The 21,549-nt window shown below is 57.7% G+C and carries 20 protein-coding genes; 17 read left to right on the top strand and 3 right to left on the bottom strand.

Annotation, left to right across the window (positions count from 1 at the left end; translation table 11 throughout):
• From PV407_RS02635 to PV407_RS02655, 5 genes are all read left to right on the top strand, one after another.
• Window positions 1-3,090: an efflux RND transporter permease subunit gene (locus PV407_RS02635; RefSeq protein ID WP_332088314.1), complete on the top strand. Its 3,090-nt coding sequence runs from the start codon at window positions 1-3 to the stop codon at window positions 3,088-3,090.
• Window positions 3,091-3,131: 41 nt separating this feature from the next.
• Window positions 3,132-4,388, top strand: coding sequence for an efflux RND transporter periplasmic adaptor subunit (locus tag PV407_RS02640; RefSeq protein ID WP_332088315.1), 1,257 nt, complete (start codon window positions 3,132-3,134; stop codon window positions 4,386-4,388).
• 22 nt (window positions 4,389-4,410) lie between these two features.
• Window positions 4,411-6,135 (top strand): hypothetical protein, encoded by a 1,725-nt coding sequence (locus PV407_RS02645; RefSeq protein ID WP_332088316.1) that lies wholly within the window; start codon window positions 4,411-4,413, stop codon window positions 6,133-6,135.
• Window positions 6,136-6,271: 136 nt separating this feature from the next.
• Complete coding sequence (locus PV407_RS02650) at window positions 6,272-7,405, top strand: sensor histidine kinase (protein ID WP_332088317.1); 1,134 nt, start codon at window positions 6,272-6,274, stop codon at window positions 7,403-7,405.
• Entirely contained in the window at window positions 7,402-8,001 is a 600-nt protein-coding gene (locus PV407_RS02655; protein WP_332088318.1) for a response regulator transcription factor, read from the top strand. The genes PV407_RS02650 and PV407_RS02655 overlap by 4 nt, the downstream gene beginning before the upstream one ends.
• 96 nt (window positions 8,002-8,097) lie before the next feature.
• On the opposite strand, the gene PV407_RS02660 is transcribed toward PV407_RS02655, so the two are convergent.
• Window positions 8,098-8,538: a MarR family winged helix-turn-helix transcriptional regulator gene (locus PV407_RS02660; RefSeq protein ID WP_332088319.1), complete on the bottom strand. Its 441-nt coding sequence runs from the start codon at window positions 8,536-8,538 to the stop codon at window positions 8,098-8,100.
• A 119-nt stretch (window positions 8,539-8,657) separates the two neighbouring features.
• Here PV407_RS02660 and PV407_RS02665 point away from each other — a divergent pair, with 119 nt between their 5' ends.
• The 3 genes from PV407_RS02665 (at window position 8,658) to PV407_RS02675 (ending at window position 10,877) form a co-directional block, all read left to right on the top strand.
• The gene (locus tag PV407_RS02665) at window positions 8,658-9,248 is read left to right on the top strand and encodes an NAD(P)H-dependent oxidoreductase (protein WP_332088320.1); all 591 of its coding nucleotides are present in this window, start codon (window positions 8,658-8,660) and stop codon (window positions 9,246-9,248) included.
• A 131-nt stretch (window positions 9,249-9,379) separates the two neighbouring features.
• Complete coding sequence (locus tag PV407_RS02670) at window positions 9,380-10,510, top strand: hypothetical protein (protein WP_332088321.1); 1,131 nt, start codon at window positions 9,380-9,382, stop codon at window positions 10,508-10,510.
• Window positions 10,511-10,574: 64 nt separating this feature from the next.
• Window positions 10,575-10,877: a hypothetical protein gene (locus tag PV407_RS02675; RefSeq protein ID WP_332088322.1), complete on the top strand. Its 303-nt coding sequence runs from the start codon at window positions 10,575-10,577 to the stop codon at window positions 10,875-10,877.
• A 792-nt stretch (window positions 10,878-11,669) separates the two neighbouring features.
• Here PV407_RS02675 and PV407_RS02680 read toward each other — a convergent pair.
• Window positions 11,670-12,866 carry a hypothetical protein gene (locus tag PV407_RS02680; protein WP_332088323.1) on the bottom strand — a complete coding sequence of 399 codons (1,197 nt, stop codon included), beginning with the start codon at window positions 12,864-12,866 and terminating at the stop codon, window positions 11,670-11,672.
• A gap of 230 nt (window positions 12,867-13,096) precedes the next feature.
• On the opposite strand from PV407_RS02680, the gene PV407_RS02685 reads away from it, so the two are divergent.
• Window positions 13,097-13,312 (top strand): CDGSH iron-sulfur domain-containing protein, encoded by a 216-nt coding sequence (locus PV407_RS02685; RefSeq protein WP_332088324.1) that lies wholly within the window; start codon window positions 13,097-13,099, stop codon window positions 13,310-13,312.
• 185 nt (window positions 13,313-13,497) lie between these two features.
• A complete protein-coding gene (locus PV407_RS02690) occupies window positions 13,498-14,046 on the top strand; it encodes a dihydrofolate reductase family protein (protein ID WP_332088325.1) in 549 nt (182 codons plus the stop codon).
• Window positions 14,047-14,082: 36 nt separating this feature from the next.
• Here the strand turns inward: PV407_RS02690 and PV407_RS02695 are convergent, their stop codons facing one another.
• Window positions 14,083-14,940: a LysR family transcriptional regulator gene (locus PV407_RS02695; protein ID WP_332088326.1), complete on the bottom strand. Its 858-nt coding sequence runs from the start codon at window positions 14,938-14,940 to the stop codon at window positions 14,083-14,085.
• A 166-nt stretch (window positions 14,941-15,106) separates the two neighbouring features.
• On the opposite strand from PV407_RS02695, the gene PV407_RS02700 reads away from it, so the two are divergent.
• The 7 genes from PV407_RS02700 to PV407_RS02730 all read left to right on the top strand — a co-directional run bounded on the left by PV407_RS02700 (window position 15,107) and on the right by PV407_RS02730 (window position 21,399).
• Window positions 15,107-15,448 carry a DMT family transporter gene (locus tag PV407_RS02700; protein WP_332088327.1) on the top strand — a complete coding sequence of 114 codons (342 nt, stop codon included), beginning with the start codon at window positions 15,107-15,109 and terminating at the stop codon, window positions 15,446-15,448.
• Window positions 15,448-15,762 carry a DMT family transporter gene (locus tag PV407_RS02705; RefSeq protein ID WP_332088472.1) on the top strand — a complete coding sequence of 105 codons (315 nt, stop codon included), beginning with the start codon at window positions 15,448-15,450 and terminating at the stop codon, window positions 15,760-15,762. The genes PV407_RS02700 and PV407_RS02705 overlap by 1 nt, the downstream gene beginning before the upstream one ends.
• A 479-nt stretch (window positions 15,763-16,241) precedes the next feature.
• On the top strand, window positions 16,242-17,123 hold the full coding sequence (locus PV407_RS02710) for a dihydrodipicolinate synthase family protein (protein WP_332088328.1): 882 nt from the start codon (window positions 16,242-16,244) through the stop codon (window positions 17,121-17,123).
• A gap of 321 nt (window positions 17,124-17,444) precedes the next feature.
• Entirely contained in the window at window positions 17,445-18,506 is a 1,062-nt protein-coding gene (locus PV407_RS02715; RefSeq protein ID WP_332088473.1) for a sulfonate ABC transporter substrate-binding protein, read from the top strand.
• Between the two features lie 15 nt (window positions 18,507-18,521).
• Window positions 18,522-19,664, top strand: coding sequence for an FMNH2-dependent alkanesulfonate monooxygenase (gene ssuD / locus PV407_RS02720; RefSeq protein WP_332088329.1), 1,143 nt, complete (start codon window positions 18,522-18,524; stop codon window positions 19,662-19,664).
• 17 nt (window positions 19,665-19,681) lie between these two features.
• The gene (ssuC, locus tag PV407_RS02725; protein WP_332088330.1) at window positions 19,682-20,497 is read left to right on the top strand and encodes an aliphatic sulfonate ABC transporter permease SsuC; all 816 of its coding nucleotides are present in this window, start codon (window positions 19,682-19,684) and stop codon (window positions 20,495-20,497) included.
• Entirely contained in the window at window positions 20,452-21,399 is a 948-nt protein-coding gene (locus PV407_RS02730; RefSeq protein ID WP_332088331.1) for an ABC transporter ATP-binding protein, read from the top strand. The genes ssuC and PV407_RS02730 overlap by 46 nt, the downstream gene beginning before the upstream one ends.
• Window positions 21,400-21,549 lie beyond the last annotated feature (150 nt).

The raw sequence follows: 21,549 nt of genomic DNA on the forward strand, positions 1-21,549 counted from the left end.
ATGAACAAGTTGACGAGCTTTTCCATGAAAAACGTGGCGGCGGTTTTGATCATCTGCGCGATATTGTTCGGCGCAGGAGGAATATCCGCGGTTTCGTTGAAGCAGGAGACGATGCCGGATATATCGCTGCCGGTGGTGTTTGTGACTACCGTCTATACGGCGCCTCCGCGGGACGTGATGGAGGATGTCAGCAAACCGATCGAGAAAGCGATCGCGGGGGCGGAAGGCGTAAAAAAAATACACTCGACCTCCTCGGACAATTTCTCGATGGTTCAAATCGAGCTGGAGAGCGGTCGGAAGCCGGAGGACGCGAAGCAGGATATCGAAAGCTTGCTCGCGAACGTCAAGCTTCCGCAAAAAGCGGACAAGCCGCAGGTGCTTACGTTCGGCTTCGGCTCCATCCCCGTCTATAATTTGGCCATCAGCGGAAAAAACGGGATGAGCCAGGAAGAGCTGGACCGGATTTTCAACGACATTTTCGAACCGGCGCTCGGTACGGTTAGCGGACTCGATCATGTCGATGCGATCGGCAACCAGGAGGCGCTTCTGAAGCTGAAGCTCGATCTGAACGCCATCCTGAACTACGGCTTGACGCCGAACCAAGTATCCCAGAGCATCCAGGCGTCGATCTTGTCGAGCCCGGCGGGAAGCGTCAAATTTAGCGGAAACAACCAGATGGTCCGGATCGTCAGCGACCTGGACAGCCTGTACAATCTGGAAAATATGAAAATATCGACGGCCGCGGGAGATACGATTCTGCTCAAGCAAATCGCCAAAGTCGAGGCGGTTTCCGAATCGACGTTTTTGTCCAGGCTGAACGGCGAGCCGGCCATCGCGGTGTCGCTGTTCAAAACGAAGGAAGCCAATACCGTTCAGTTTTCCGCCCAAATCGACAAATGGGTCGAGCAGTGGAAGACGGAGTATCCGGACATTACGTTTACGACGATTATGAATCAAGCCGTCGAGGTCAAAAAATCGATCAACGGGATGCTGAAGGAAGGCGCGATAGGCGCGTTTCTGGCCGCGGCGATGATTCTGCTGTTCTTGCGGAACGTTCGAATGACGCTGATCGTGCTCGTCTCCATTCCGTTGTCGGTTTTGATCACGCTGCTGGTCATGTACGGGCTCGACATTACGCTCAACATCATGACGCTCGGCGGATTGACGATCGCGATCGGGCGCGTCGTGGACGACAGCATCGTCGTCATCGAGAACATCTACAGCGAGCTGCAAAAAAGCCAGGAACGCAACGAATCGGTCATCAAGCTGGCGACCGCAAGAGTGGCATCCGCCATTACGTCGTCGACGATTACGACGGTGGGCGTGTTTGCGCCGATCGCGATGGTGGGCGGCATATTGGGAGACATTTTCCGACCGTTCGCCGTAACGCTCGTCGTATCGCTGCTGGCCTCCCTGCTCGTCGCTCTGACCGTTATTCCGATGCTGGCCAAGCTGCTTGTGCTGAAAAGCGGCAACATCAAGCATCACGAGTCGACGGACGGCAAATTCATGCAAATGTACAAACGGATCATCGGCTGGGCGCTCGCCAATCCGAAAAAAACCGTGCTGACGTCGATGCTGCTGCTTGTCGTCACCGTCGGCGGAACGATGCCGTTTCTCGGAAGCGAGTTTATTCCGAAAAGCATGAACGGCAAAGAAATGCAGTTCAACATCAGCATGCAGCGCGAGACGTCGATGGAAACGATGGACGCCAAAGTGAAGGAGATCGAGGCGCTGCTCGCCGAGCAGAAAGATCCGAAAGGCAATCCGGCCTTCACGTACGTCGAATCGATGGTCGGCTACGACAACAGCGACGATCGCGTGCCGTATAAAAGCATCATTTTGGCTTCCTCGTCGGAAGATTCCGATCCCGCTTCTCTCGTGAAAGAGATGGAGGCGAAAATAGCGGAGCTGATGCCGGGCGGCTCCGAAGTGACCGGCAATTTGGCGGCGACCGCCGGCATGGGAACCGGCGAAGATTTCGCCTATTTGCTCAAGGGCGACGACCTGCTCCAGCTGGAAGCGGGAGCGGCGCTGATCAAGGAAAAGATGAAGGAATTCCCCGAGCTGACGGATATTAAAGACAGTCTCAGCGAGAAAAAAACAGAGGTGGAAGTAAAGGTAGATCAGAACAAAGCCCGTTTGTACGGCTTGACCGCGGCCCAGGTGCTGGACAGCGTATCGAGCTGGCTGTCCGAGGTCAAGCTCGGCGAGTACCGTTTCGACAACACCGTCTTCAACGTAACGATCATGCTGGACGACCATTACAAAGATTCGTTGTTGAAGCTGGGGCAATTCCAAATTCGCACTCCGACGAATATGATCGTCAATTTGACCGACGTCGCCCAAGTGCGGCAAACCGACGCGCCGACTGCGATTACGCGGGAAAATCAAGAGCAGTACGTCAAGATCACCGCCTCCATCGACAGCCGGAACAAAGGCGGGGTCAGCAGCAAAGTGAGCCTCGCCCTGAAGGAGGTCGAGCTGCCAAACGGCATTCGCACCGAAACGCAAGGCGTCAACGACGATATCGAGTCGAGCATCCGGCAGATGGTGCTCGCCATGGCGGCGGCCGTCTGCATCGTTTATCTCGTCATGGTGCTCGCCTTCGGCAACGCAAGCGCGCCGTTCGTCATTTTGTTCTCGCTGCCTTTAGCGGCGATCGGCGGATTCCTCGGCCTGTTTTTGACCGCGCAAACGATCAACGTTACGTCTTTGATCGGCTTCCTCATGCTGATCGGAGTCGTCGTGACGAACGCCATCGTGCTGATCGATCGCGTGCAGCAAAACGAAGAAGCCGGGATGGATACGCGGGAGGCGCTTATGGAAGCGGGCATGAGCCGGTTCCGCCCGATCATCATGACGGCGGGAGCGACGATCGTGGCCATGATGCCGATGGCGCTGGGCTTCTCCGAAGGCGCTCTGATATCCAAAGGTCTGTCGGTCGTTGTCATCGGGGGGTTGACGACGTCGACCATTTTGACGCTTGTCGTCGTCCCGGTCATGTACGAGTTGATCGCCAACATGAAGAGCCGTCTGTCGCGCAGCAGGAAAACGAAGCCGAACGTTGCGAGCGGCCATACCGCGTAAATCCGCCAAAGTCACCTGAGCGAAAAAGGAGAACTGTCCGTATGAAACAACCATTCCGAATGGGTACCAAAACCCGTATGGCCGCCGCCGGAGCGCTCCTTCTCGGAGCGTCGCTGCTCGCCTCCGGCTGCGGCGCGACGCCGGAGGCCAAGCCGGCGGCGGCGGAACAATCGCAAGTCAAAACGGTGAAGACGGCGAAAGTCGAAAAAAGAACGATCGACGATCCTATGGAGCACGTCGCGGACGTGGTGCCGTCCACCCGCATGACGGTTGCGACCAAAGCGGGCGGGGAAGTGCTCGAAGTGCTGAAGAAGCGCGGCGATACGGTCGAGAAGGGCGAGCTGTTGTTCCGGATCGATCCGAAGGACGTCTTGCTGCAAAAGGAAAAGGCGCTCGTCTCGATCAGCGGGACGCAGCAGCAGCTGGCCAAGGCGGCGCAAGATTTGGCCGACGGCAAGCGGGATCTTCGGAACGGAATCGCCAAGCTCGAGCAATCGGTTCAGGACGCCGAAAAAAACTACAATAAGATGAGAAACGATTACGATCAAGGGCTTGTATCGAAAATTCAACTGGAGCAGCTCGAAACGCAGCTGAACGGGCTCCGGCTGGATCTGGAAAGCAGCCGCGCCAAATTGAAAACGATGGAGTCGACCAATTCGCTCTCCCAACTGGAGCAAGGGCTGCAAACCGCGCAGCTGTCGTTGGAGGAGATCGACCGCGCGCTGGAAAACCTTGAAGTGCGGGCGCCGGTCGGCGGCGTTTTAACGGATTTTAACGTCGAAGCGGGAATGACGGTCCCGTCGGGGTTTTCGGCGGGTGATATTCAGAGGCTCGATCCCGTTAAGGTGAAAGCGGAATTGACCGAAGATGCCGCCAAGCTGATTCGCGGCAAGCAAGAGCTACGGATCGTCGTTCCGGGTACGGACGAGCGGCTGAAAGGTACGGTCACGTATTTGGCCGACGTGATGAGCGCCCAGACGAAGTCGTATTCCTTGGAGCTGGAAGTTCAAAATCCCGAGCGCAAGCTGAAGCCGGGGATGAAGGTGCAAATTCGTATGAACGAGGAAGCCGATCAAATCGTCGTTACGGTTCCGACTACGAGCGTAGTCCGCGAAGGAGGCGAAACGTTCGTCTACATTCTGAACGGCAACGTCGCGGAAAAGCGGAAGGTGGAGCTGGGACGGCTGAAGGATACGTACCAGGAAGCGATCTCGGGCGTGCAGGAAGGCGAGCAGGTCATCGTTTCCGGCCAAAATCTGTTGAAGGACAAAGAAACCGTACAGCAAGCGAACCCATAACCAACGATGGAGGCGAGTTCTTTTGAAAAAAACGTTTCGGATTACTGTCGCGGCTTCCCTGATCTCGGCCATGCTTGGCGTTCACGGAATGACCGCTTTCGCTTCGGCGGAAGCCGGCGCCGTTGCTGCGACCGCCATGCCGGAAGCGGTATACGCGTTATCCGACCAGCTTCAAGTCGAATTGAAAAGCGTTCTGAATGAACGAACGTCGGCGGGGAACCGGATCGGTACCGTGCTTCGGATTACCAACACCGGCAGCGCCGTGAAGCGTCTGGCGGACTACGAGCTGCTCGTCCGAACGCAGGACGGGGCCGAATATTCGCTGCAGCCGAGCGCCGCCAACGCCAAAGCGGTTCAGCCGAAAACGAGCGCCGAATTGAGCTTTTTGACCTCGATCGATCGAACGGACGGCGTTGACATAATCGAAGTGCTGTTGAAGGAAGTCGATTATTACGTGTATCCGAAAAAGGAAACACTGCTGATATCCATCCCCATCGTCTCCCGGCCATGGAACGGGAGCGAAGGCGCCGTTGCCGTCGATCCGTCGGTATCGCAAGCATGGGGAGCTTCGTTCTCGTTCCCGTCCTTGCGGTCCCCGATCTCCTACAAGCCGGTCGGCATCCGGAAAGAAATGACGGACAAAGGCACGGTGTATGTCGTACAGCTGCTCGCCTCCAACACGGCGGATCATCGCGAGCCCGTTCCCGATTTTGCGATCGACGGCAGAAGCGGGAGCAAGGTGTTTGCGGGAAGCCGGGTCGAGCAAGAACCGATCGCTCTCGAGGCGCAGGAGGAAACCTACATTCATTACGCGATCCCGACCGATACGGACACGGTTTTGACCGGCTTGAACGTGTTGACGACGGAGACGTTCGTGGGCTCGGCGGGAAGCGCGCCGGTCAGCTACAAGGTCGGCCGGCTGCATATCGATTTGTCCGCGGCGTCCGGCGGCTCCGGTTCATACCCGACGTATTCGTTCGGAGACAAAATCGAGCTTGACGCTAAAAATCAATTGATTCACCCCGATCTGAAGCTTTCGCTTGTCGGACTGCCGATCAACGACAATGCGGAGGAAGGCACGAAAACCGTCACGGCCACGTTCCTGCTCACGAACAACGGCGACAGCCCGATCCCGATTCCGGTATTCCAGACCGGCCTGGTCAGCTCCGACGGCTACCGCTACGACGGCAGCAGGCAGTCCGCGGGCGGAACGCCGCTTCTGCCCCAGGAGAGCGTCACGATCAATTACTCGTTCGCCCTGCCCGCCACGGAGACCGGTCAAGGCCTTGTTCTGGAAATCGAGGACGCCGTTACGACGGCGCCTTACAAAACGACGATTGCCGCGATCCGAACGGAAGCCGTTCCTTACGAGCGGCAGGATTCGTTTACGGTCTATCCGTTCAAGCTCAGCGTCAAGAGCAACAGCACGAACTTTATTTTTAATCCGCAAACGTTGGAATACTCTTACGTCGGCAACTACAATATAACGATCGAGCGCGACCCCGGCGTCAGAGTCGACCAATCGTTCCCCGTCCTGCTGTTCGAATTGCATGACGGCTCCGACCGTCTTGTCGCGAGCAGCACAGCTCCGCTGACCGGGATGGGGCGTCTCGTATCGGGAATCAATAAAATCCGGTTTACCGGTACGACGCAAAGCTTCGATTATCCGTTGACCCTGAACATATACGAAGTATTCAAGACGGATAGCGGAGAAAGCAAACGTTTGCTGACGCAAATGGAACAATAAGGCGACAAAGCGGATCGTCGATTGCAGGATCAAGGATGGTCTTATCCCCCGGGTATGACCATCCTTTATTAACATTGACGGGTCGGCATGATATGATTAGTCCAATCACGGGTATCCGGCGAATGACGAGGGATGTATGGAAAAGAGAAAGCATTACATTATTCAGCTGGCTTCGGGACTGCTCCCTTATATATTGGTCGTGTCCTTTATCGTTCCGTTCTATTTCGTCGTTACGGCTCCGACCTCGGAACAGATCACGATCGGCATCGTGCTGCTTCTGCTCTTTTTTGCCATCAACCTGGGGTCTTATCGCGCAAAGGACCGTATTCGCATTGTCCTTACGGTCGTGCAGATCGCAACCTCCGCCGTCATTACGCTCGTGTACGGGTACGTTTACCTGGCGCTGCCCGTCGCCTTTTATATCGGAAATATTAGGGGCAAGCTGCCGTTCGGAATTTTATATTCCTTGCATGCGGTCATTACGTTCCTTGCGATCAATTACGGCTTTCATACAAGAGCGGTTTTTTTCATACTTCAATTTCCGTTCATGATCTTATGTCTGATCGGGGTCGTTCTGATTCCGTTCAATCAATATTCGCAGCAGAAACGCGGCCAGCTTCAGGACCAGCTGGCGGATGCCCATAAACGGATCGCGGATTTGATCAAGCAGGAGGAGCGGGAGCGTATTTCGCGGGATCTCCACGATACGTTAGGCCAAAAGCTGTCGCTGATCGGATTAAAAAGCGAATTGGCCTCCAAATTGATCGAGAAACGGCCGGAGCAAGCGAAAAGCGAAATGAACGACATTCATCATACGGCACGAACCGCGCTCAAGGAAGTGCGCGAGCTTGTGGCGAACATGCGCGGAACGAAAGTGGAGGAAGAGCTCGTACGCGTCAAGCAAATTTGTTCCGCGGCCCATATCCGGTTTACGTTCACGGGAGATCCCGTCCTGCCGAACGTTTCGCCCTATGTCCATAATGTGCTCGGCATGTGCATCAGGGAAGCGGTGAACAATGTCGTCAATCACAGCGGCGCCGACGAATGCTCCGTGCTGATCGAACAATCCGATACGGATACGGTCATTACGATACGGGACAACGGTCAAGGAATTCCGGACGGGCGCAAGGAAGGAAACGGCATCAAGGGCATGCGGGAGCGGATGGAATTCGTAAACGGAAATCTGGAGATCCGCTCCGAGAACGGGACCCGGGTCGTCCTAACGGTTCCGAACGTCATTAAACAATTGGAAAGGGAGAAGGACGTATGATTCGAATCGTCATTGCGGAGGATCAGCGATTGCTTCTCGGCGCTCTTGGCGCACTGCTTGATTTGGAGGACGATCTGGAAGTAGTCGGCAAAGCGAGCAACGGGGTCGAAGCGATCGAGCTGGTCGACCGCCTGAAGCCGGACGTCTGCATTTTGGATATCGAGATGCCGGGCAAGACCGGCCTCGACGTCGCGGAAGAGCTGAAAGGGAAAGGCTGCAAAGTTATCATTTTAACGACGTTCGCCCGTGCCGGCTATTTCGAGAGAGCGGTGAAGGCGGGAGTAAGCGCCTACATGCTGAAGGACAGCCCGATCGAAGAGCTGGCCGCCTCCGTCAGGAGCGTCATGACCGGGAAACGGATTTACGCATCCGAGCTGATCGTCGAGCTCTACAACGAGGAAAACCCTTTGACGGACAGGGAGAAAGAAATATTGCAGAAGCTGGCCGCCGGAAAGACGACGAAGGAAACGGCCAAGGAGCTGTTTTTGACGACGGGCACGGTCCGCAATTATATATCCGGCATTTTGGACAAGCTCGAGGTAAGCAACCGGATTGAAGCGATTACCCTTTCGAAGGAAAAAGGGTGGATGGATTGAAGCCGGGACCCAGATGGTTGTCGTATCGGATCCGCGTATATCGCGGATTTTTTTTTGTCCGCGAACGTTACCGTTTTCCCTATCGATCGAAGCTCGTCAATCGTCGTCCATATCGAACACTTTGGCCTGAAGCACGTCGATGGCGCTGTCGATTTGCGTCAGCTCTTCTTCGGAAGCATGCCTGAGCCGGTGCAGGAAACGGGCTTCGATTCGCGCAAACGCTTCGTTCATCAACGCTTTCCCTTCCTCGGTAAGACGGATGTACTGCTTCCGCCGGTCTTCGGCGACGGTTACCTTCTCGCATAATCGTTTATCGCCCAGCTTTTTCAGCTCCCGGCTTGCGTTCGGCATCGATATATGCAGACAATCGCTGATTTGGCTTAGCGTGACGGGCTCGCTGACGGCTATATATTCCAGAATGCCGTACTGCATCGGGGTTACGGCGTCGGATTTGACGTCTTTGGTCATCTCGTGCGTCGTTTGATGGACGGCGGTCGTGAATGCGACGAATTTTTGGAACAGCGCTTTTCGGTCCAATCGGATCACCTCAACACACACGATAACAAATTAATTATCATAAAACAATTGTCATTTGACAACTAAAAGAAGCATGTGCTACGATTTGCTTATCATTTGATAAGTAAAGGAGCGGCGAGATGAACGTATTGGTCATTTATACGCACCCGAATCATCAAAGCTTGAATTACGCCTTCCTGCAAAAGGTGCTGCAGGGCGGGAGCGAGAATCGCCATATCGCGGAGCTGCAGGTGCTCGATTTATACGAAGCCGGGTTCGATCCGGTACTCGTGTTCAACGAGCGCAAACGGAGAAGGGATATGCACGCCGACCCGCGGCTGGCAGCGTATCGCGAGCAGCTGCTGTGGGCGGACAAGATCGTATTCGTCTATCCGATTTGGTGGGGAAGGCCCCCGGCCATGCTATTGGGATATATCGACCAAATGTTCGCTTCGGGATTTGCCTACAAAGATACGGGCGGATTGCTGCCGGAAGGACTATTGAAAGGAAAGTCGGTCGTCTGCATTTCGACGATGCAGGGGCCGACGCTTTATCCGCTCTTCTGGTTGAATAACGCGCACAAGGTGTTGATGAAGAGAGCTTTGTTCCGGTATGTTGGGATAACGAACGTCAAATTTTTCGAATTCGGCAATATGGAGAGCCGAACGAAAGGCAAGCATGCCGCGAAATTAAACAAAATATACCGGTATTTCAAAACGGTAGCCCGCTAAGGGATGCATCCTGTCCCCCGCGAAATCGTAGTACGTTCGCCCGGCATGCTTTTGCAACATTTCCCGACCGGGGCGCGTCTGAGGGATGTCCACGTTGACAACATCCTTGATAAGGCGGAAGGAGAATTGACATGCCCCACAAAAAGCTGATCGTCCTGATGACGGCGGCAGGATTGCTCGGTTCGACGGCGGCGGCCGGCGCGGAAGACGTGTTGGAGAAAGTAACGGGGATTTTGCACAAAGAAGTGAAAATCGTCGTAAACGGAACGGACACTTCATTGACGCCGGTCTACATCGACGGGAAGGCGTACATACCGGTTCGCGATGCCGCGGCCGATTTGGACTACGAAGTGGTTTACGACGATGCGAACAAAGAGATCGAGCTTCACAAGATCGACAAGGAGGAAGCCGCCGACTTCATGCGCGGAACCGGAGTGATCGTAGACGTCAAGCAGACGGAGAACGGGCAGTATCGGATCGAGCTTCTCGGCAAAGGCTCCAATGCCTGGGTCATCCTGTATGCCGACGAGAAAACCGTAATCGCGGACGAAGCCGGCAATGCCGTTCCCGCTCAAGCGTTGACGGCAGGCACGCAAATCGTCGCGGAATACGGTCCGGTCATGGCGATGAGCTTCCCGGGCCAATCGCATGCCGTTAAAATTACCGTCGGCGCCGAACGCAAGGTGAAGGAGGACGTCATCCAAGCCGTGAAGCGGACGGACGACGGCTGGCAAGTCCAATTCGGCGAAACGAAGGACGGCGTCGCCGTTCCGGCCTTGACGCTCCAAGCGGGCAAGGAAACGAGCGTCCTGACCTCTCAAGGCGAACCGGTCAAATGGGAGGACCTGCAGGCCGGCACCAAAGTCCGCGCCTACTACGGACCGATCGAGACGAAGAGCATTCCGCCGCAAAGCCCGCTGTTTTACCTCGTCGTGCTGACGGACGCCCAAGCCCCGGCTGGCAAAATGTCGCCGGAAGCCGCGCAGGAATACCGCGACCTGGCCTGGCCGAAAGTGTCCGACAATACGTCGCATCTTGTAACCAAGCGGGACGAGGCGCTCGTTCAAATCGTCTCCGCCAAAGATTCGGGCGTCATCGCGTCCACCGACGAACAAAAGAAGCTGCTGGAACAGATTCGAAGCGCGAACGGCAATCTCGTGACCGTCACGTACAACACCGATCAGGACGAGCTGCTCGGGCCTTTGACTGTCGCATTCGATTTCCGGACGAAAGCGTTCGTCGGCTTTTACCCGAGAAAGTAATCCCGCTCGATTGGGAAGCGCCTTGCTCGTCGGCTTGAGCGGGGGTTATTTGGGGGGAGGCCGCTTGGCCAACCGGAATTCCGTTTCGGCGATGGAACGAATCGCAGTATTCTTATCGGCGGAAAAAACGTTGGTTTTTCAAGCTAACGAATCCGGACATCGCTATCTCGCCCAACATGGAAGAAAACGATCCGGTTTGCCGGAAATAGCGATACTGAAGTTCGTAAGCACTTTCATTCCCCCGCATTCGGCTCTGATCACGATGACTCGATTCGTTAGCCGTATGTCCGAAAACCGGAAGGGGCGAATGAATGTCGGAAACAGCTCACAACAAGACAACACGGCTTCGCCGGCGGCTGGAGCCTAATCCCGTTCACACCCGCGCGCCGACGAATCGGTTTGCACGAAAGAAGGACCGCTGGCGCTCTTTTCTCCAGCGGTTTTTCTTAGGTATTAAAGAATTTATTTGATGATCTCGTGTACGCAAAAGTATGCAGCAAGCAGCGCCTTACGTTTCCACGTCCGGCGTATCCTGATCCTGCCGGGCCATCGGAATAAAACCGAACGGGAATACCTCCTGTTCACTCGCTCTCCCATAGGCGCAGTTAAGAGATAACGGGAAAAGCTCCCGATCAAATGGCGCCGAACCGGCGAAAAGCGCGGTATGGGCGAATGTAGCGGGACGTTTTCCCGTTGTTTTGCCCGGAAACGGGAAACGACGGAAAATAGCGGGAGCATTTCCACCCCGCTTCCCGCTCCGCAGCCGTTTCGGCACAACCATTGCACAGAATAGACCGTCCGTCCCGACCTTCGCTTAAGCGCCAAAGCCGGAGCGGTTTTCTGCTGCCGGCGGCGGGACACGGCGATATCGGCTCGGTTGACCTGCGCCGGCGCCGTGCGGCGGCGGGACGGGCCAAAGTTCCAGTGTCCAACGGACATGGAGGCCGCAATTGAGCCTAATAACGGCTTATTTTTTTTCTAACAGACGCAGCTATTTGGCGAAAACCCCCTTTTGGACGGCGGTTTGGTGCAAATAAGCGCAGGTGGTGTCCGTTACGATTGGAGAAACGGCCGATTTTCGCGAAATCAGCGCCGTGGCGTCCGTTACGTTTCGGAAGCCGCCGGTTTTCGCTCATCCTCGTTTTTTTGAATCTGGCCATCAGCCCATCAATTTCTCCAGCAATCGAACGGAAGCATCCGTGAACGGCTCGCATGCCGATTCCGTAAAAGGCGTCGTCCTAAGCTCGTAGCCTCCCAAGCCGTCGCGAAACGCTTCGGCCGTCGGCAGGTAGCCGGTGTAGCCGTTTGCGAGGCTGCTGAACAACGTATAGGCAAAGGGCGATCTCGGCTTGATTTTATCGACATACCCGTTGAAGATTTCTCCGGAAGCCGACAATATGGCCAAATCCCCCATACGAATCGCCATCAGGACAACGTCCAGGTGCGGGCGGTGAAATCCGGTTACGGCGGGCAGTCTCACGTTCGTCCGCATCGCCCTGAGCGGCACGGAGGCTACGGGCTCCATGCGGCGCGTCGCCTCGGCGATATCGCCATGCAGCCGACGTCCGGCTTCGACGACGAACGGATACGTATCCTCCGTCATTCCGCTCGTAGGACCGCACAGCAGCGGGCCGACGTCTCCGGTAAAGCCTTGCAGAAAAAGCGAAACGAACCCGTTCCCGTAGTCGTTTTCGATCGCGTTCATCGCGAGGCCGACCATTTCCGAGCTGATCCGGTTCGCCTTGTTCCACAGCATCGTCGGATGGACCGCGCAATTGACGATGCTCCCGACCGGCTTCCCGTCGATCGATTCGAAGACGAGCACGCGAAGCGTCCTGTCGACCGGCAAGGCGTCGTTCGCTTTCAGAGCGGGTCTTCGGTTCGCCGATATGCTGCAAACTCCGGTGCCGACCCGGAGCCGCACCGGGGCGAGCGAATGCGTCAGTTCGCGTATTTTGTCGCGAATGCGGGTCGTATATTTCTCGCCGAAGTGGACGGGAGCGCTGTGCGTATGCGTCGCATTCACGGACACGCGGTCCTCCGCGATGCCCGCCGCCTCCGCCCATAACCGTCTGGTGCCGGGCGGGAACGTGCTGCCGAACCCGCGATAAAGCCGCGGACGCCCGGACGGGTCGGGCACCTGCACGAAATCTTCGTTCGTCAGGCAGCAATCCGGGCCGACCATGACGCATCGGCTTTCGCCGTCGTCGAATACGGCGATTCTGGCGTACAGCTGATCCAGTATATCCGTTGCCGGATCGGCCGTAAATTGCCGCGGATCGTAGCCCTGCAAGGGCATCGTTTCTTCGGGAGTAATGTTCGCTTTGCCGAACGCGGCCTTCAATGCTGCGGTCAAGTCGTTCACCTCGCGATATAATTTACTAGATTAAATATATAACTGAAACGATGGGATTGTAAATGAAAAAAAATGAAGCTTCATGCTGTCATTTTGGGTTTTTAATACCGATTTTTGAATGATTTATTTAATGAATTATATTCCGGACGTCGGCGTTACAGGACGCCTCGTCTTTTTCGCGCGAACGCCGGATATACTTGTATTGATTATGGTACTTAGGAGGCAAACGGATGGCAGACCAAAGCAAAGTGACGATTAAAGTGAACGACAACGGATCGCTTCGGGTGACGGGCCCGGTCGAACTGGTGGATGCGGAGGGCAACCCGTTCGAGCACAAAGAAACGTTCTCGCTGTGCCGGTGCGGCGGCTCGGGCAACAAGCCGTTCTGCGACGGCACGCACAAGTCGATCGGCTTCCAAAGTGCGCCGAGAGCGAAGCAGGACTAAGAAGCAATTCTTTCGCCAAAAGGAAATTTCCTTTACAGGAAATTTCCTTTTGTGTTATATTCAACTCAGAACTCGTGGACTTCGCCGAGGCGGGGGAGCCCGCACGTGCGGGATAATCGCCGAACGGACAATAAAGATTCGGCATGAAACGATTCCATACGCTGCCAAAACGGGAGGCTATGCAAATGCGAAAAGTGATCGTATCGGAAATGATATCCATCGACGGCTTGATCGAAGCGGAACATGGAGGAATGAATTGGTTCGTACAGGACGCGGAGTTGAACGCGTACGCCATGGAGCTGCTTGAGTCGGTCGATACGATTATTTACGGACGGACTACCTATGAGATCATGGCAAGCTTTTGGCCTTTTGCCCCGGGCGATTTTGCAGCCAGAACAAACCAGCTGAAGAAAATCGTGTTTACGACAACTTTGCGGGAAACTCCTTGGGGCGAATGGGAGCATGCCCGCCCGATTCACGGCGGCATTGCGGAAGAAATAACGAATCTGAAACGGCAACCCGGGAAAGACATGGTCGTGTACGGAAGCGGCAGCGTCGTTCGACAATTGACGAATCTCGGACTGGTTGACGAATATAGGCTGATTGTGAACCCGGTCATTTTGGGCAAAGGCAAAATGCTTTTCGAGAATTTGCACGATCGGATGCCGTTAAAGCTCGTTGATGCGAAAGTTTTTGCTTGCGGCGGAGTCGCGCTGACCTATATTCCCGCTTGACCGTACCGGTCCCATTTTGCCTCGGACCGGACGGAGCTACAGCCCGCGCACCCGGACCATGTCCGCGAAAGCGGCGAACGCCCGTTTCGGCAGCGGATCGTCGCGGCGGACCAGGCTGGCTTCCGCATACCGGAACTCCTCGGGGATCGGGCGAACGGACAGCTTATCGTAAGCGCCGGTCAGCACCGATCTCGGCAGCAGCGTACACGCGAGCCCCGCCTTCACGCTGTTCAGCAGCGTTTCCAGCGACCCGATCTCGATCTTGTTCCGGAACGCAATCCCTTCCCGCTGCAGCCATCGCTCCAGCACGGCCCGGAACGGACAGCCGATCGGCGAGACGGCCCATCGGACTTTCGCCAAATCCGGGTACGGCTCCGACGGGTCGCCGCCGGACAGCAGCACGATTTCGTCCCGCTCCGCATATTCGCGGACGAGCACCGAACTGTCGACGTCTCCCGTTACGAAGGCGCCGTCCAGCCGACGGTCGAGCACTTGCGTCAGCAGCTCCGACGAGGTTCCGGTCACGAGCGAAAGCGAAACGTCGGGATACCGGGATTGAAATTCGGCTATCGCGTTCATGAAATTGCCGCACGTAACGGTTTCGACCACCCCGACGGCGAGCGGACCGCTCGGGAATTCCGTCTCTTTGACCGCATTCGCCGCCTCCTCGGACAGCTTCAGGATCAGAGCCGCATATTCGCGGAATACGGCGCCTTTTTCGGTCAGCTCGACCCCTTTCGGATGCCGGCGGAACAATGACGCGCCAAGCTCGCTTTCCAGCTTGCGGATGCGGGCCGTGACGTTCGACTGGACGTACTCCAGCCGCTCCGCGGCGCCCGAGATGCTGCCTTCCTCCGCGACCGCGGCGAATATTTTCAGATCGGTCAATTCCACCGATATCCCTCCTTCGGCATTGCCGTACATATCTATCGTAAATAATGATACTTCTATCAATATGAATCATTATACGATATGGCGGTTCTCGATTACTATAAAAATCGACGGACGTACTCCGCGATGAGGCATAGGATCCGTACTTTACGGGAAAGAGGGATGTCGGATGAAGAAGGAATGGGGGCTGCTCATGGTCGCCGGCGCATTCGAGGTCGTCTGGGTTTCCGGTCTGAAGCATGCGACCGCGTGGTGGGAATGGCTGATCACGGCGGCTTTGCTTCTGGCCAGCATCAAAGTATTGATCGACTCGGCCGCCAAGCTGCCGGTCGGCACCGTGTACGCCGTATTTACGGGATTGGGGACGGCCGGAACGGCCATTGCGGAAATTGCAGTGTTCGGCGAGCCGGTCGATGCGCTCAAGCTGCTGTTTATCGCGTCGCTGGCCGCCGGCGTCATCGGGTTGAAGCTGCTCTCCGGGGAAAATAAGGCCAAGGAGGGGGAGGCGTGATGGCTTGGATCGCCCTCGTGGCCGCAGGCTTGTGCGAAGTGCTCGGCGTGCTGGCCATCAAGCGGGTTGCGACGTTCCGCGACCTGAAGTCGTATGCGCTGCTTGCCTTCGCCTTCGGGGCAAGCTTTTCGCTGCTTATGCTGGCGATGAGCCGAATCTCGATGGGGACGTCCTACGCGGTGTGGACCGGCATCGGCACGGCGGGCGGCGCCGTGCTCGGAATGTTCGCCTTCGGCGAGCCGAAGGAGTGGAGGCGCATTTGCTGCATCGGTCTCATTGCCGTATCGGCCATCGGACTGAAGATCGTTTCATGAGCGACGAAAGGAAGCGGTTGGGGCGAACGGTTCGACGGTTCGACCGGAACAAGACGCCCCTCTCCTCCTATTCCGGTAGTCCCCGTCTTTCAGGCGGGGATTTCCTTTTTCGTCGATCGCAGATTCGCCGTTTACCGACTCGGACTCGGTTCGACAGAACGGATAAAAACGTATTGACGATCCCGGTTATAACTTGTATGCTATGTTTTAGATAAATATCTTATGGTATGACCACTAAAGGCTGCGGTTTCGACTCGGTGCAAACATCAATATGTCGGTTGAAAAGCAAAATACGGTCTGACCATAATATGTATATGAAATGGGGATGATTCGACAACGCGTGCGGACGAAGAAGGAGTCGCGTCTCATTAGGCGGCGAAGTCGGGCTTACGAAACTGCGCAAGCGAAGACGCGAGCCGGCGACGGACGGCCGCCAAATTAGATGAATCGGCTTGGAGCCGAACAGGGAGAGGACATACATGGGAAAACAAGGCTTTTTTCCGGCACTGGGCACGCCGCTTAACGAGGACGGTCGACTGATCGCAGCCAGTCTGCGGCGTCATGTCGAGGATCAGCTCGATGCGGGCGCGGCGGGACTGCTCGTTATGGGCTCGATGGGGCAGCAGCCCTATATCCGAGGCGGCGAAACGAGGGCGGTCGCCGAAACGGCCGCCGGGGCGGCGAAAGGAAGATGCCCGCTGCTCGTAGGCGTTATGGACAATTCGATCGTGCGGGTCAAGGAACGGATCGATTCGCTCGCGGGACTTGCGATCGACGGCGTTGTCGCCACGACGCCGTATTATTACCCGTTGTCGCAAGGCGATATCGCGAACTTCTTCGCCTCGCTGGCCGCCTATTCGCCGTATCCGGTATATTTGTACGATCTGGCGGTCGTGACCCAGAGCAAAATAACGGTGCAGACGGCGGCGGCCCTGATGAAGGTGCCGAACATCGCCGGCATCAAAACCGGCGACCTGACGACGGCGAGAGCGCTGTCGAGACTGCAGCCGGCCGTCAATCCCGAATTTCGCATCATGTTCAGCGGACTAGACGTATTCGACGCGGCTTACTCCTATGGGATCCGCGACAATTTGGACGGCATGTTCAGCTGCACCGCCGCCCTGACGTCCGCCATGTACAAGGCGTTGGAGGCGGGGGACAACGAATCGGCGGCCAAACGGCTCGACGATATATTGCTGCTGCGGGACACGCTCGCGGAAGTCGGCGTTTTCCCCGGCTTTACTTACGCGATGAACGTGCTCGGATTCGAAGGTACGTTTCATCCCGACTATATGCAGCCGATCGGTCCGGAGCCGCAGGAAAAGGTGCGGGCCTGCATGCAGCGGATCGGCCTGATCTAGGCGTTCAAAAAACCGTGCTGGGTACGATAATGGGCCGCTCTTTGCGGCCCTTTCAGATCGTTATCCTCATTACAAAAAATGCTCAAAATCGTTGACACCTTTTAGGCGGAATGATAGTATCATATCATAAATCTTAGTTAAACGATTCGGTTTTGTTATATATGACGGCGCGACCGGAAAGCCGGAGGCCTCCTTTTCCAAGATGCACATTGCGGTGCATAGGGAAGGAGGCTTTCGCCGTTTTGGGGAACCGATCCGAACACCCATAAGGAGATGAAACGTTTGTCCAAAGTCGTCCTTTCATCCGTCGATTCCGGCAAAATTTCGAAAGCGTCGCGCAGCCGATTTCGGTTCGCTTCGCCGGTTGCCGGTCTGCTCCTCGGACTGTCGCTCCTTCTGTCCGCTTGCGGCGGCGGAGCCGGTTCGCCCGGCGCGGCAGGCAACGCGGGCGCGAACGCGAACGCCGCCGGCGCCAAAAACGGCACGGCGAGCGCCGATACGGCCTCGGCCTCGCAATCCAAAGGCCTCACCTTGCGGATCGGCTATCAGAAGTACGGCACGATCAACATTTTGAAGGCCGACGGCAGGCTCGACAAGAAGCTGGCCGAGCAGGGCGTCAAGATCGAGTGGACGGAATTTCCCGGCGGTCCCCAGCTGCTCGAGGCGCTCAATGTGGGCGGCATCGATATCGGGCACACCGGCGAAGCGCCGCCGATATTCGCCCAGGCCGCGGGAGCGCCGCTCGTTTATTTGGCTCACGAGCCCGCCAGCCCGAAGAGCGAAGGCATCCTCGTGCCGAAAGATTCGAACATCCGGACGGTCGCCGACCTGAAGGGCAAAAAAGTGGCGCTAAACAAAGGCTCCAACGTGCACTACCTGCTCGTGAAGCTGCTCGAGAAGGCCGGCGTGGCCTATTCGGATATCGAAACCGTCTACCTCCCGCCGGCCGACGCCCGCGCCGCCTTCGAGAGCGGCAAGGTCGACGCCTGGGTCATCTGGGACCCGTTTTTCGCCGCCGCCCAGACCGCTACGGGTGCGAAGCTGCTCGCCGACGGCACCGGCGTCGTCGCCAACTACGAATTTTATTTGGCGTCCAGACCGTTCGCCGAGAAATACCCGGACATCGTCAAGACGCTGCTCGACGAGGCGAACCATATCGACGAGTGGGCGAAGCATAATCAGAAGGAGCTGGCGGAGAAGCTGTCGCGGCAGCTCGGCATCGACGTGCCTTCGCTGGAGCTGGCCGCCGGCCGACGACTTTACGGCGTGCAGCCGATCGATCAGGCGGTAATCGACGCGCAGCAGAAGATCGCGGATACGTTCCGCAAGCTGGAGCTGATCCCGAAGAATATTACGATCATCGACGCGATTTTGAAAAAGTAAGGAGGAGCGAGCGACATGAACGTATTCTGGTTTATTCCAACGCACGGCGACGGCCGTTACCTCGGAACCTCGGAGGGGGCGCGCGCCGTGGACGGCGAGTATATGAAGCAGATGGCCGGCGCGGCCGACAGCCTCGGCTTCGACGGCGTGCTGATCCCGACAGGCAGCTCGTGCGAGGACCCGTGGATTACGGCGGCTTCGCTGATCCATTCGACGAAGCGGCTCAAGTTTCTCGTCGCCGTCCGGCCGGGCCTCATGTCCCCGACGCTCGCCGCACGGATGGCGGCCACCTTCGACCGCATTTCCGGCGGCCGCCTGCTCATCAACGTCGTCGCCGGAGGCGATCCGGTGGAGCTGGCGGGCGACGGCCTGTTTCTGGACCACGACTCCCGCTATGAGCTGACCGACGAGTTTCTCGACGTTTGGCGGCGCGAGCTCGCGGGAGAAACGGTCGATCGGTCGGGGAAGCATCTGACCGTCCGCGGCGGCCGAGTGTTGTATCCGGCCGTGCAGAAGCCGTATCCGCCGCTCTGGTTCGGCGGCTCTTCGCCCGCGGCGCAGGAGGTGGCGGCGGATCATTGCGATGTTTATCTGACCTGGGGCGAGCCGCCGCACGAAGTGGAAGAGAAGCTCGCCCAGGTGCGCCGGCTCGCCGAGAGCCGCGGCCGCAGCCTTCGCTTCGGCATCCGTCTGCACGTCATCGTGCGGGAAACGGACGAGGAAGCGTGGAAGGCCGCGGACGAACTAATCAAGCATCTGGATGACGAAACGGTGGCGAACGCGCAGCGGATATTTTCGCGGTTCGATTCCGTGGGCCAGCGCCGGATGTCGCGGCTGCACAAGGGCGACCGCTCGTCGCTGGAGATCAGCCCGAACCTGTGGGCCGGTATCGGCCTCGTTCGGGGCGGCGCCGGCACGGCGCTCGTCGGCAGCCCGCAGACGATCGCCGCGAGGATGAAGGAGTACGAATCGCTCGGCATCGAGACGTTCATTTTCTCCGGATATCCGCATCTGGAGGAAGCGTACCGGGTCGCCGATCTGTTGTTCCCGCATTTGCCGCTCCGGCGGACGGAGGCGAAGGGGCCAAGCTCGATCAGCCCGTTCGGCGAGCTTATCGCCAACCAGGTCATTCCGACGCCGAAAGCGTCCGCGCATTGAAGGGGGCTGAACGTCTTATGACAAGCAACGGAAATGGCGGTTCCCGCTTGCGGCGCACCCGCGATCGCGCCTTGCCGTGGCTCGTGCCGCTTGCGTTTCTGATCGTCTGGCAGCTGTTCGGCAGCCTCGGCTTGATTTCGAACCGGGTGCTGCCGACGCCGACGGACGTATGGCGGGCCGGCTTCCGGCTGGGCGAAAACGGACAGCTGTGGGAGGCGCTGCGGATCAGCACGTGGCGGGCTGTGCTCGGCTTCGCCATCGGCGGAGGCGTCGGCTTCCTGCTTGGCCTTCTGAACGGCGTCTCTTCGCTCGCCGAGAAGCTGACCGACTCGTCGATCCAAATGATCCGCAACGTTCCGCATCTGGCGCTCATTCCGCTCGTCATCGTCTGGTTCGGCATCGGCGAGGACGGCAAAGTGTTCCTCGTCGCGCTCGGGGTATCGTTCCCGATCTATCTCAACACGCTGCACGGCATCCGCTCCGTCGATCCCGGCCTGATCGAAATGGGCGGCGTTTACGGGCTGAGCCGGCCGGAGCTGTACCGCTCCATCATCCTGCCCGGCGCGCTCCCGTCGATTCTGGTCGGCCTTCGGTACGCGCTCGGCATCATGTGGCTGACGCTTATCGTCGCCGAGACGATCTCGTCCAAGGAAGGGATCGGATATATGGCGATGAACGCGAGGGAGTTTTTCCAATTGGACGTCGTCGTCCTGTGCATCGTACTTTATGCGCTGCTCGGCAAGCTGTCCGATTTGATCGCCAAATGGCTGGAAAGGAGATGGCTGCAATGGCATCCGCATTTCCGGAAAACGGCCGTTCCGCAAACCTCCTGAGCGCCTATGCCGAAGAAGCCCCTGCCGCGAGGGAAGCCGTTCGGCAAGCCGGGCGGGAGAGCGAACCGAAAAACGGCCCGAGCCGCTCTACCGTGGAGGAACCCGAACCGCAACCGCACGAAAAAAGTGGCTTCGCCATTCGCGCGGAGCAGCTCGTAAAGCGGTTCGGCGATCAAACGGTGCTCGACCGGCTGGACCTGTCCGTCCGCGAAGGAGAATTTGTCGCCGTCGTCGGCCGAAGCGGCTGCGGCAAAAGCACCCTGCTGCGGCTTATCGCCGGGCTCGACGGCGCAACCGGCGGCACGCTCGCGCGCGGCGGCGGCGCGGCGGACGGCATCGATCCGCAGACGCGCGTCATGTTTCAGGACGCCCGGCTGCTGCCGTGGCGCAGCGTGCTGGACAATGTGAAGCTGGGCGTCTGCGGGCCGGGAAAGCGCGAGGCCGAGCAAAAGGCTTACGAAGCCCTGCGTTTGGTCGGTCTGCAGGATCGGGCGAAGGATTGGCCGTCCGTCCTGTCCGGCGGGCAGCGGCAGCGCGTCGCGCTGGCCCGGGCGCTGGTCGGGGAGCCGCGGCTCCTGTTGTTCGACGAGCCGCTCGGCGCGCTGGACGCGCTGACCCGCATCGAGATGCAGCGGCTGATCGAGCGGCTGTGGCTTCGGCAGCGCTTCACCGCGGTGCTCGTCACTCACGACGTAGCGGAGGCGGTAGCGCTGGCCGACCGCGTCATCCTGATCGAGCGCGGGCGCATCGCGTTCGACGTCGCCGTCACGCTCGCCCGTCCTCGGGAGAAGGACAGCGGCTTCTCCCGTTTCGAGCGCACGATCCTCGATCGCGTGCTGGAGCCGCGGCCGGCGGACGTTTCCGCGAACGAAGCGGCGGCGAAGCCGGCGTTCGATATTTGACGCGATACGCCGAACGTATGACTCACGCATGGTGTCTTTGGACACCGTGCGTTTTTTCGTTTTTTTCAAACTCAAGGACCTCGATTCGAAAAAACAAAAAAAATCGAAAAACGGATCAGTTGCTCGATAGATTACTTCCGGTCGCGGCAT

Origin of the sequence: Paenibacillus sp. GYB003 (genome assembly GCF_036577625.1) — a bacterium.
Lineage (GTDB): Bacteria > Bacillota > Bacilli > Paenibacillales > NBRC-103111 > Paenibacillus_AB.

Bases quoted from the DNA above. Each gene is read 5' to 3' on its own strand.
- ssuD (WP_332088329.1), top strand. From the start codon at position 18,522: ATGAACGTATTCTGGTTTATTCCAACGCACGGCGACGGCCGTTACCTC.
- PV407_RS02670 (WP_332088321.1), top strand. From the start codon at position 9,380: ATGCCCCACAAAAAGCTGATCGTCCTGATGACGGCGGCAGGATTGCTC.
- PV407_RS02640 (WP_332088315.1), top strand. From the start codon at position 3,132: ATGAAACAACCATTCCGAATGGGTACCAAAACCCGTATGGCCGCCGCC.
- PV407_RS02705 (WP_332088472.1), top strand. From the start codon at position 15,448: ATGGCTTGGATCGCCCTCGTGGCCGCAGGCTTGTGCGAAGTGCTCGGC.
- PV407_RS02635 (WP_332088314.1), top strand. From the start codon at position 1: ATGAACAAGTTGACGAGCTTTTCCATGAAAAACGTGGCGGCGGTTTTG.
- PV407_RS02730 (WP_332088331.1), top strand. From the start codon at position 20,452: ATGGCATCCGCATTTCCGGAAAACGGCCGTTCCGCAAACCTCCTGAGC.
- PV407_RS02700 (WP_332088327.1), top strand. From the start codon at position 15,107: ATGAAGAAGGAATGGGGGCTGCTCATGGTCGCCGGCGCATTCGAGGTC.
- PV407_RS02710 (WP_332088328.1), top strand. From the start codon at position 16,242: ATGGGAAAACAAGGCTTTTTTCCGGCACTGGGCACGCCGCTTAACGAG.
- ssuC (WP_332088330.1), top strand. From the start codon at position 19,682: ATGACAAGCAACGGAAATGGCGGTTCCCGCTTGCGGCGCACCCGCGAT.
- PV407_RS02665 (WP_332088320.1), top strand. From the start codon at position 8,658: ATGAACGTATTGGTCATTTATACGCACCCGAATCATCAAAGCTTGAAT.
- PV407_RS02685 (WP_332088324.1), top strand. From the start codon at position 13,097: ATGGCAGACCAAAGCAAAGTGACGATTAAAGTGAACGACAACGGATCG.
- PV407_RS02650 (WP_332088317.1), top strand. From the start codon at position 6,272: ATGGAAAAGAGAAAGCATTACATTATTCAGCTGGCTTCGGGACTGCTC.
- PV407_RS02690 (WP_332088325.1), top strand. From the start codon at position 13,498: ATGCGAAAAGTGATCGTATCGGAAATGATATCCATCGACGGCTTGATC.
- PV407_RS02655 (WP_332088318.1), top strand. From the start codon at position 7,402: ATGATTCGAATCGTCATTGCGGAGGATCAGCGATTGCTTCTCGGCGCT.